7 protein-coding genes are annotated in these 7,432 nt (G+C 68.6%); 3 read left to right on the top strand and 4 right to left on the bottom strand.

Annotated features, from left to right (window positions below; genetic code table 11):
* From QZ258_RS06255 to QZ258_RS06240, 4 genes are all read right to left on the bottom strand, one after another.
* Positions 1-768 (bottom strand): carbohydrate ABC transporter permease (locus tag QZ258_RS06255; protein ID WP_294179828.1); only part of this gene is annotated, 768 nt, incomplete at its 3' end.
* Complete coding sequence (locus tag QZ258_RS06250; RefSeq protein ID WP_294179827.1) at positions 761-1,690, bottom strand: carbohydrate ABC transporter permease; 930 nt, start codon at positions 1,688-1,690, stop codon at positions 761-763. The genes QZ258_RS06250 and QZ258_RS06255, both read right to left, overlap by 8 nt.
* Positions 1,691-1,713: 23 nt before the next feature.
* Complete coding sequence (locus QZ258_RS06245; protein WP_294179826.1) at positions 1,714-2,940, bottom strand: ROK family transcriptional regulator; 1,227 nt, start codon at positions 2,938-2,940, stop codon at positions 1,714-1,716.
* A gap of 195 nt (positions 2,941-3,135) precedes the next feature.
* Entirely contained in the window at positions 3,136-3,942 is an 807-nt protein-coding gene (locus tag QZ258_RS06240) for a hypothetical protein (protein WP_294179825.1), read from the bottom strand.
* 290 nt (positions 3,943-4,232) lie between these two features.
* Between QZ258_RS06240 and QZ258_RS06235 the strand changes: the two genes are divergently transcribed.
* The 3 genes from QZ258_RS06235 to QZ258_RS06225 are packed head-to-tail and all read left to right on the top strand — an operon-like array spanning position 4,233 to position 7,406.
* Positions 4,233-5,351: an ABC transporter permease gene (locus QZ258_RS06235; protein ID WP_294179824.1), complete on the top strand. Its 1,119-nt coding sequence runs from the start codon at positions 4,233-4,235 to the stop codon at positions 5,349-5,351.
* The gene (locus tag QZ258_RS06230) at positions 5,348-6,322 is read left to right on the top strand and encodes an ABC transporter permease (RefSeq protein ID WP_294179823.1); all 975 of its coding nucleotides are present in this window, start codon (positions 5,348-5,350) and stop codon (positions 6,320-6,322) included. The genes QZ258_RS06235 and QZ258_RS06230 overlap by 4 nt, the downstream gene beginning before the upstream one ends.
* 7 nt (positions 6,323-6,329) lie before the next feature.
* A complete protein-coding gene (locus tag QZ258_RS06225; protein WP_294179822.1) occupies positions 6,330-7,406 on the top strand; it encodes a BMP family ABC transporter substrate-binding protein in 1,077 nt (358 codons plus the stop codon).
* Positions 7,407-7,432 lie beyond the last annotated feature (26 nt).

The following is a 7,432-nucleotide window of genomic DNA, read 5'->3' as shown; positions in this document are numbered from 1 at the left end:
GGCCATGACGATGTCCCATTGCGTCGTGTACTGGCCTTGCAGGCCGGCGAGCGCGACGGGCAGGGTGTGCAGCTCGGGTGAGCGCAACACGACGAGCGGCCAGAGGAAGTTATTCCAGCTGCCCATGAACGCGAACACCGTGAGCGTCGCGAGCGCCGGGCGGATGTTCGGCAGGATGACCGAGAAGAAAATCCGGAAGTGTCCCGCGCCGTCGAGCGTGGCCGCCTCATCCAGCTCGCGGGGCACCTGATGCACCGCCTGTCGCAGCAAGAAGATGCCGAACGCGCTCGCGAAGGTCGGCAGCAGGGCGCCGAGGTAGGTGTTGATCAGGCCGAACGCCTTGAGTTCGACGAACAGCGGCACGATGAGCACCTGCAGCGGGATCATCATGGTCGCCAGGTACACCGCGAACACGACCCCGCGACCGCGGAACGGCAGACGGCTGAAGGCATAGGCGGCGGTGGCGCTCGTGAACAGCTGCACCAGTGTGGTGACCGTCGCCAGCCCGATGCTGTTGAGGGCGACCCGCGCGAACGGGCGTTCCTCGAAAAGTTGGCGGTAGGCATCCAGCGAGGGGTCGGAGGGAATGAGCGCGGGAGCGAGCGTGAGGCCCGCGCCCGGTGTGATCGACGTGATGATCGTCCACAGGAACGGGAAGAACATCACCGCGGCACCGGCGATCACCACGACGTGCAGCACGACGAAGGCGATCACCCCCGGGCGCGGAGCGAACCGGCGTCCGGCGCGAGTTGTCGTTGACTCAGCCATACGTGACCCACCTCCTTTGCCCGATGATTTGAATGACGGTGACGCCGAGGACCACGGCGAACAGCATCCAACTGAGTGCGGATGCCTCCCCCGCTGCCCCGTAACGGAACGTCAGGTCGTAGATCTGCTGCACCACCACTTGTGTTGCGCCTCCCGGGCCACCACCGGTCATCGCGTAGACCTGGTCGAAGACCTGGAAACCGTTGATCAGCGAGATAACGATCACGAAGAAGGTGCTCGGGCTGAGCAGCGGCAGAACGACGCTGAACAGCCGGCGCCACCACCCCGCCCCGTCGACGCGTGCGGCATCGAGAAGTTCGGTGTTGATGGCCTGGAGCCCCGCGAGCAGGATCACCATCACGAAGCCGAGGTCTTTCCACGCCGAGGCGATGATGATCGACGGCATCGCCCACGCCGGGTCTGTCCACCAGCCCGGGCCGTCGATGCCGAACCAGCCGAGCACCGAGTTGACGACACCGGTGCTCGGGTTCAGCAGCCAGCGCCACACGAGCGCCACCACGATCCAGCTGGTGACGACGGGCAGGAAGTAGATGCCGCGCAGGAACGACCGGCCTTTGAGCCCCGCGTTGAGGGCGAGCGCCAGCGCCAGGCCGCCGATGTAGACGAGCGGCAGGTATCCGGCAATGTAGTAGATCGTGTGCAAGAACACGTCGGCCGTCTCGGGGTCGGCCCACAGCTTCACGTAGTTGTCGAAGCCGACGAAGGTCGCGGGCGACAGCAGGTTCCACTCGGTGAGACTCACCCAGGCGGCCCCCACCATCGGGCCGAGCACGAACAGCGTCAGCGGGATGGCGCTCGGGAGCATGAAGGCGAGCACGGTGAGCGCGTACTTCGCGCGCCGGCTCCGCCGGGTCGAGCCGGCGACGCTCGGCCGCGTTGCGGGTGCGATCGGCTCAAGCACGGCAGACGTCGGCGCAGGAACACTCACGAGGTGGCGCTCTCGTCGACGATCTGGATCGCGCCGCCCGCCAGACGATCACGCACGAGCTGTCCCTGCTCCCCCGAGACGCCGTCGGCGTCGAAGGGCGTCGCGAGAACAAGTGCGGCGGCACCCTGCGCCCAGCTGGCGTCTTGCCAGGTCTCGACGGCGACGCCGATGCCGCGGCGCGCGGGAAGCAGACTCGAACGGAATGCCGGCTCGAAGCCGTACGACCAGTGCGGCCAGGAGACGGTGCCCTCGCCGAGCAGAATGACGATCTCGGGGTCGAGGGTGTGCACGAGACCCGCCAGGGTGCGGCCGAGTTGGTGGCCGGCCTCGCTGAAGATCGCCGTCGCGCCCGGTTCATTGGCGTCGGCGGCGGCGCGCAGCGCCGCAATCCCCGCGGTGGCGGGGATCACTCCCCGCTCGCGGGCGGTGCGCACGAGCGCCGCCTCCCCGATGAGCGACTCGAGGCATCCGGAGTTGCCGCACATGCAGCGCGGGCCGTTCTCGAGCACGGGCGTGTGCCCGATCTCACCCGCGCCGCCCGCAGCGCCGCGAAGTACGACCCCGTCGACCACGATCCCGGCGCCCACTCCGGTTCCGATCGTGACGACGAGGAAGCTGTTGTGCCGCCGCCCGACGCCGTAGAGGCGTTCGGCCATGGCAAGCGCGTTGACGTTGTTCTCGACGATGATCGGCAGCCCGAGTTCGCGGCGAAGCGAGGCGCCGAGGGGAACCTGGTTCCAGCCGAGCTGCGGGGAGTCGACAACACCGTTGCCCTGTCGGTCGACCGAGCCGGGAACGCCGACGCCGACGCCGAGCAGGCGCACGGTGCTGCCGGCGATGAACCGCCGCAACAGATTCGCCAGGTCGGCGAGCACCGTCGAGGCCGCGGCGCCGAAGGGCTCGCTGGCCGAACGCTGCACCGAGCCGTCGAGTCCGACCTCGACGAATGTCACGTGATCGGCGACGACCTTCACCCCGATGACGCGGTCGCCGGTCGCGGCGAGCCCGAGCATCCGCGCGGGACGCCCGCCCTGCGACGGCGAGTTCTCCAGCTCGACGATCAGGCCATCGGCAAGCAGGTCTTTGGTGAGCTGCGTCATGAGTGCCGGCGAAACGCCGAGGGCGCGAGCGAGGTCGGCGCGCGACGCGGGGCCTTGCGCCCCCAATTGGGCAAGGATCGCGGAGCGGTTCACGTCGGTGCGTGCGCTCGGTCGGTTCGCCATTGAAACTCCTCGGTACGGCCCTTAGTTCAGGACTAAATAAACCATAGAAGTAAGCGCGCGGCGATGTCAACTCCGGCCCCGGAATCCGCCGTCGCCGCCGGGCGGGGCAGGCGAACGCGCCAACCCGCGAGGCGCGAGGCGCATGCCGAGTTCACTCGGGCGGCGCAGGCCCCCGGCGTCGACGGACGACGCGAGCTACGAGGAGGCTGGCGGCGAGTCGGTCTGAGACGCGAGCGCGCGCGCGAGCGCCGCCTGGGCGGCCGCCTCCCGGCTCATGCCGCGTGCGGCGGCATCCTCCCCCAGACTGCGGGCGAGCTCGGGCGTCAGCGCGACGGTGACGCGTGAACGGCCGGCCCCCTCCGCATCCGGCTCGTCGTCGGAGGATTCGCGCGCCCGCAGGATGAGCGCGACGATCGGCAGCGCGATCGTGCCGAGGGCGTCGACGATGCCCACGACACCCAGCGCACGCCAGTACGCGGAACCCTCGTCGCCGGGGATGTCTCCGTCGGTGAAGATCGTCAGCCACAGCATCGCGACGACCGTCGCCACCGCGATGAGCGTGACGCCGAGCCCGAGGCGGATGAGCGTGCTCCGGTGCCGGGCCAGCAACAACAAGAGGTTCGCCTGCGCGAGGCTCGCGGCGAGAATCGCCGACGAGATGAGCGCCTTGATGAGAGCGTCGCCGTCGGTGAATTGGTCCCAATCTGTCCAGATCAGCAGGTACGCGCTCACGGCAGCGAACAGACTCGCGGCGATGCCGACGAAACCCACCACGCGCACCGCGCGCGCGACGATCGCCAGATGGCACAGCGACGTGGTGCCGAAGGCGGCGACCGTGAGCGTCGACAGGATGACCCTGCCCTGCAGTTCGCCGAACTCACCGCTGACCAGGGCGATGATCCCGATCACCGCGGCGATGACAAGCGAGATCACCACGGCGATGATCGCCGCCCGGCGCGCACCCCGCACGACTCCCGTTGTTGCATCACCATCGACTGCCATGGCCCGACTCTACGCCGCCCCCTCCCCCCTTTCATCGACGAAATGCAGGAGATTCTGCGCGCATCCGCTGCGATCACGGAGAGCAGGCGACGCCCGAGCCGCGCATCTCCTGCATTTCGTCGAAAGAGCGGGGTGCGAGGGTGCGGATGCAGGCGCGGGCGCGGAGGAGACGCGAGGACCTGTCATGTGAATTTGTAACACGCGAGAAACACGCGGATTGTGAATTTGTAACACCGAGGCCCCAAGATGTTCACACTCACACCCCACGCATCACACCGACCGGGAGCCCGATGGACCGCGACAGTATCGAACGCACACTGCGCCGAATCGGGCTTCCGGTCGCCGCCGCGGTCGTCGCGCTCGCCATCGGCGGCGTTCTCGTCGCCACGCTCGGGCAATCGCCGTTCGCGGCCGCCCAGACCGTCATTCAGGCCGGCTTCAGCTGCGACCCCGGGTACTGCAACGTCGGGGGCAGCCTCACGCTCGCGGCCCCGATTATCCTCTGCGCGCTCGGCGCCGTCGTCGCCCTGCGCACCGGCCTGTTCAGCATCGGACAAGAAGGCCAGTACGCGCTCGGCGGACTCGCCGCCGCCGTGGTCGGCCACGGCATCCTGCTTCCCGCCGGCATTCACCCGATCGTCAGCCTCGCCGCGGCCGCGGCCGTCGGGGCCATCTGGGGGCTGATCCCCGCCGTGCTCAAGATCTTCCTCGGGGTCAACGAACTCATCATCACGATCGTGTTGAACGCGATCGCCGGGCTCCTGGTCGACTTCCTCGTCAACTACCCGCTCCGCGCCGAAGCCTCGACCGTCGGCTACACCCACGTGGTCGAAGAGACCGCACGCCTGCCGCTCTTCGACATCTCCACCAAGTTCGGTCTCGGATTCGTTATCGCGATCGTCGCCGTCATCGGGGTCTGGTTCTTCCTCAGCCGCACGACCGCGGGCTACGAGCAGCGCATGTCGGGCGAGGCGACGCTGTTCGCCCGCTACTCCGGGATGTCGAGCACCGGCAGCGTCCTCCGTGCAGGTCTCCTCGGCGGTGCCCTCGCCGGCATCGGCGGCGGCGTCCAGGTGCTCGGCGTCAACTACCGCGTGATCGAAGGATTCTCCGACGGCACCGGGTTCACCGGGCTCACCGCCGCGATCCTCGGCGGCACGACCGCGATCGGCGCGGCCATCGCGGGGGTGCTGTACGCCGGCATCACGGTCGGGGCGGTCAACGGACTCCAGATCGTGCTCGGCGTTCCGCGTGAGATCGGCTCGACCGTGCTTGCCCTGATGATCGTGCTCATCGCCCTGCAGGCACCGCTGCTCACACGCCTGGAGAGATGGCTCGACCGGCGCCGAGCGAACCGACGGCACGATGCCCTCGCGGAGACGACCGCCGGTAAGGAGGCGAGCGCATGAACATCGTCGCCGACTTCCTGAACAGTGGAATCCGCCTGACAACGCCGATCCTGTTCGCTGCGATCGCCTCGCTCATCAGCGCCCGGGCGGGGGTACTGAACCTCGGAATCGAATCCAAGGTGCTCGCCGGCGCCTTCGTCGGAATCCTCGTCGCCGCCGCCACGGGCGACAACACCCTCGGCGTGATCGCCGCCGCGCTCGCCGGGGCGCTCATCGGACTTCTGATGGCCGCCGCGCACCGCATCGGCGTCGACCTGGTGATCCTCGCCATCGGCCTCAACATCCTCGTGCTTCAGCTCACGGTCTTCCTCATGCGGTCCTACCTCGGCGGCGTCGGCACCTACGCGCCCGGCATCGATCGCATCGACGCGGTCGAGGTGCCGTTCCTCTCCGACCTCCCCTTCGCGAGTCAGCTGCTGGATCGGCTGAATCCCTTGGTCTACCTCGCCTTCACACTCGCCATCCTGCTCGGGATGTACTTCCGCACCCGTAGCGGACGTCACCTCCTGGCGGTGGGTGAAGCTCCGATCGCCGCCGCCGCCGCCGGACTCAACGTCGGTCGCACGCAATTGCTCGCGCTCGTCGCGGCAGGAGCGATCGCCGGCATCGGCGGCGCCTTCCTTTCGGTGGGCGACCTCGGGTTCTTCACGCGCAACATGAGCGCCGACCGCGGCTGGATCGGCATCACCGCCGCCCTCCTGGCCCTTAACCGTCCGGCGTTCATCGTGCCTGCGGCGGCCGTCTTCGGATTCGCCAGTGCGGCGAGCATCCGCCTTCAGGCATTCGATGTGCCACCCAATCTCACCCAGTTCATCCCGCAGGGCGCCGCGTTCGTCGCGCTCGTGCTGGTTGGTCTCCGCGCCCAGTCGCGCGGAAACGTCGCTCGCTTGTGGCGACAGAGCAGTCGGATTCGCCTCCGACCGCGCCGCTCCACCCGCACCTCCCCGAAGTCCGAAAACACACCCACCTAGGAGATCCATGCGCCCCTCAAAGATCGTTGTCGCAGTTGCCGCTGCCGCAACGCTGACCCTGCTGGCCGGCTGTTCGGCCGAGTCCACGACCGCGGAAGCTGAAGACGCCTTCAGCTACGCCCTCATCACCCCCGGCTCCGCCGGCGACGGCGGGTTCATCGACTCGGCAATCGCCGGGGCGACCCTCGCCGAAACCGAGCTCGGGGTGACCGGCCGCGTCGTCGAGGCCGAGTCGGTGGCGCAGCAGGAGGGCGTCATCCGCTCGACCGTCGCGACGCAGCCCGACATCATCCTGGCGCCCGGCCTCGACCCCGACTCGCTGCTCGCGGTCGCGCTCGAGAACCCGGACCAGCTGTTCGGCGTTCCGAGCGACATCTTCGTCGCCGAGCTGCCCGAGAACGTTCAGGCCTTCGCGATCAACGTGCACGAGTCGAGCTTCCTGGGCGGATACATCGCCGGCAGCATGACCACCACCAAGAAGGTCGGCGCCGTCCTCGGTCTCGACAACCCGGGGCTCAACCAGTTCTTCTACGGCTACAAGCAGGGCGTGCTTGCCGCGTGCCCCGACTGCACCGTGACCCCGAGCTACCTGAACGGTGAGTTCGGCGACCCGACGGTCGGCCAGGAGGCCGCGCTCGCGCTGTACCAGGCCGACAACGACATCGTGTACGCGGTGGCGGGACTCAGCGGACAGGGCGTCTTCAGCGCCGCCGCCCAGGAGGGCACCTTCGCGATCGGCGTCGACTCGAACCAGGACGGCGACGCCCCCGGATCGGTCATCGTCTCGGTCATGAAGCGCGTCGACATGACGACCTACAACCTCATCAAGTCGACCCTCGCGGGCGAGTTCGAGTCGGGCTTCGTCGCGGCGGGCCTCGCCGACGGCGTCACCGGCCTCTCCTGGGCCGACGGGTCGACCGTCTTCCAGGACGAGGGCCCGGCCGAGATGGCCGCGCTCGTCGCCGGCCTGATGGAAGAGGTCGCCGCTCTCGAGGCGCAGATCCTCGCGGGCGAGATCGTGGTCTGCGACGCACTCAACGACCCGACGAGCGACGCGTGCGCCGCCGTCGGACTCGCCAGCTGATCCGCCGACTGATCACGTAGAACCAC

Origin of the sequence: uncultured Schumannella sp., from assembly GCF_905479755.1 — a bacterium.
Lineage (GTDB): Bacteria > Actinomycetota > Actinomycetes > Actinomycetales > Microbacteriaceae > DCRR01.
The sequence above is the reverse complement of the archived record's forward strand: the minus strand, read 5'-3'. Positions and strand labels throughout refer to the sequence as shown.